At 53.2% G+C, this 3,635-nt stretch carries 1 tRNA gene and 2 rRNA genes; all 3 read right to left on the bottom strand.

From position 1 onward, the window contains the following. Window positions 1–24 precede the first annotated feature (24 nt). Window positions 25–101, bottom strand: a tRNA-Met gene (locus tag ACR0KG_RS20270). Between the two features lie 89 nt (window positions 102–190). Further along, a 5S ribosomal RNA gene (rrf, locus tag ACR0KG_RS20265) occupies window positions 191–305 on the bottom strand. Window positions 306–491: 186 nt separating this feature from the next. Continuing rightward, window positions 492–3,323 (bottom strand): 23S ribosomal RNA (locus ACR0KG_RS20260). Window positions 3,324–3,635: the final 312 nt, after the last annotated feature.

Below are 3,635 nucleotides of genomic sequence, written 5' to 3'. Positions count from 1 at the left end.
GGCTGTTCTGAGGTTTTCTGACGCTGGTTGCGGGAGCAGGATTTGAACCTGCGACCTTCAGGTTATGAGCCTGACGAGCTACCGGGCTGCTCCATCCCGCGACACTTTGCGTTGGTCTACCGCCTATTCGGCTACTTGAGACCGGGTAGTGTTCTTTTCATCGTATTAGAGAGATATGGGCTTTTACTAGGTTTGGCGGTGACCTACTCTCCCGGGGCTTAAGCCCAAGTACCATTGGCGCGGCAGTGCTTAACTTCCGGGTTCGGGATGGGACCGGGTGTTTCACTTGCGCTATGACCACCAAACCGAGGAAAAGCCCATGTCGACTTTCTTGCGACGCAAGAAAGCGACAGGTGGCAGGCAGCGTATTCGCGAAGCGAATGCGCGTTGCCACTCGGTTGTATAGTCAATCAACAGTGCCGTTTGCGTTGGCACGCGCTGTCCATGTTCAAGGTGTGTATGTCTTTGGTCTTGTCTTTCCATTACTGGATCAAATCAAGCCTATCGGGCGATTAGTACCGGTCAACTGAACGCATTACTGCGCTTACATCTCCGGCCTATTGACGTGGTGGTCTTCCACGGCCCTCAGGGAGACCTTGTTTTGAGGGGGGCTTCCCGCTTAGATGCCTTCAGCGGTTATCCTGTCCGATCATAGCTACCCAGCACTGCCGTTGGCACGACAACTGGTCCACCAGTGGATCGTTCACCCCGGTCCTCTCGTACTAGGGGCAACTCCTCTCAAGTCTCCTACACCCACGGCAGATAGGGACCGAACTGTCTCACGACGTTCTAAACCCAGCTCACGTACCTCTTTAAACGGCGAACAGCCGTACCCTTGGGACCTGCTCCAGCCCCAGGATGAGATGAGCCGACATCGAGGTGCCAAACACTGCCGTCGATATGGACTCTTGGGCAGTATCAGCCTGTTATCCCCGGCGTACCTTTTATCCGTTGAGCGATGGCCCTTCCACTCGGGACCACCGGATCACTATGGCCGTCTTTCGACTCTGCTCGACTTGTCAGTCTTGCAGTCAGGCTGGCTTCTGCCATTGCACTCAACGAGCGATTTCCGACCGCTCTGAGCCAACCTTCGCGCGCCTCCGTTACGCTTTAGGAGGCGACCGCCCCAGTCAAACTACCCGCCACGCAGGGTCCCGGATCCGGATAACGGACCGCGGTTAGACATCAAGAGTGCGAAGGGTGGTATCTCAAGGGAGGCTCCACAGGGACTTGCGTTCCTGCTTCAAAGCCTACCACCTATCCTGCACATCACAATCCTGATGCCAGTGCGAAGCTGTAGTAAAGGTGCACGGGGTCTTTCCGTCTAACCGCGGGAAGCCTGCATCTTGACAGGCAATTCAATTTCGCTGAGTCGATGTTGGAGACAGCGGGGAAGTCGTTACGCCATTCGTGCAGGTCGGAACTTACCCGACAAGGAATTTCGCTACCTTAGGACCGTTATAGTTACGGCCGCCGTTTACCTGGGCTTCAATTCAAGGCTCTCACCTCTCCTTTTAACCTTCAGGCACCGGGCAGGCGTCAGACCCTATACGTCGTCTTGCGACTTCGCAGAGCCCTGTGTTTTTAATAAACAGTCGCCACCCCCTGGTTTGTGCCCCCAGCCCCTAGTTGCCTAGGAACCGGGCCTCCTTCTCGCGAACTTACGGAGGTATTTTGCCGAGTTCCTTCAACATCGTTCTCTCAAGCGCCTTGGTATGCTCTACCAGTCCACCTGTGTCGGTTTAGGGTACGGTCTGATGGAGGGCTATTTCCAGGAACCACTCAGCAGCCCAATCAATCCGATAAGATTGAACTACACCTGTGATCCGTCACATCCTCCTGGCCTAGGAATATTAACCTAGTTCCCATCGCCTACGCCTTTCGGCCTCGGCTTAGGGGCCGGCTTACCCTGCTCAGATTAGCTTTAAGCAGGAACCCTTGGACTTTCGGCGAGAGTGTCTCTCACACTCTTTGTCGCTACTCATGTCATCATTCTCACTAGTGATCTCTCCACGGGATCGCTCACGCGCCCGCTTCATCGAAAGCTCCAAATATCCTCCAAGGCGTTCCGAAGAACGCTAAAGAGGATAGGAACTATGTCACACTACGCTCTGCTACCGATGCTTACGCATCCCTAGACTTCGGCTCATGGCTTGAGCCCCGTTACATCTTCGCCGCAGGACAACTTATTTAGACCAGTGAGCTGTTACGCTATCTTTAAAGGATGGCTGCTTCTAAGCCAACCTCCTGGTTGTTTTGGTCGTCCCACCTGCTTTCCCACTTAGCCATGAATTGGGGGCCTTAGTCGTAGGTCAGGGTTGTTTCCCTCTCCACTACGGACGTTAGCATCCGCAGTGTGTCTGCCATCTAGTACTCCCGGGTATTCGGAGTTTGGTTAGGATCAGTAAGCCTGTGGGGCCCCATTACCCATCCAGTGCTCTACCCCCCGGGGTATTCGGATGACGCTCTACCTAAATAGATTTCGCAGAGAACCAGCTATCTCCGAGTTTGATTGGCCTTTCACCCCTAGGCACAGCTCATCCCGATCCTTTTCAACGGATGTGGGTTCGGTCCTCCAGTAAGTGTTACCTTACCTTCAACCTGGCCATGCCTAGATCACTCGGTTTCGGGTCTGATCCCACGAACTCATACGCCCTATTAAGACTCGCTTTCGCTACGCCTACACCTAACGGCTTAAGCTTGCTCGTGAGACCAAGTCGATGACCCATTATACAAAAGGTACGCCGTCAGATCTCGAGGATCCTCCGACTGATTGTAGGCGTTCGGTTTCAGGTACTGTTTCACTCCCCTCGTCGGGGTGCTTTTCACCTTTCCCTCACGGTACTGGTTCACTATCGGTCAGCAAGGAGTACTTAGCCTTCGAAGGTGGTCCTCCGATCTTCAGACAGAATTTCACGTGTTCCGCCCTACTTAATACGTCCGATCATGCTTCATATACGGGACTATCACCCTCTATGGTCCTGCTTCCCAACAGGTTCTATTCACACTCACGGCTCGGCTGGTCCCCGTTCGCTCGCCGCTACTAGGGGAGTATCAATTGATTTCCTTTCCTCCGGGTACTTAGATGTTTCAGTTCCCCGGGTTTGCCTTTATAACCCTATGTATTCAGGTCATAAATACCTGGTTAAGCCCATTATTGATTAGCAGAACTAACAATAACAAACTTTCAGGTGGGTTGCCCCATTCAGAGATCCATGGATCAAAGCTTATTCTCAGCTCCCCATGGCTTATCGCAGAGTATCACGTCTTTCATCGCCTCTTGCTGCCAAGGCATTCACCAAACGCCCTTCTCGCGCTTGATTTGATCCAGAAAAAGAAAGACTTGACCATTTGTCCTACCGCCTATTCGGCTACTTGAGGACGTGAACTCTTTCGGCCTGTCGGCCTGCAGAGTTCGGTCAGATCGATCGTGATCATCCAGCTGGTAACTAAAGATGATCGTTCTTCTGAACCAAAAACATACATTTCCCGCCCCCGCCACTTGGACGAGGACAATTGAGCAACCCCATATGGTCTCCCAGCCGTGCAGCTGATCAACGCGGGTCGCTCGGGTTAGTATATTTGACTTGGACAACTCTGTTCGTTTCGATCGGGATACACGAGACAGGGCCGGC

It is taken from the genome of Ruegeria sp. H4 (genome assembly GCF_056533065.1).
The sequence above is the reverse complement of the archived record's forward strand: the minus strand, read 5'-3'. Positions and strand labels throughout refer to the sequence as shown.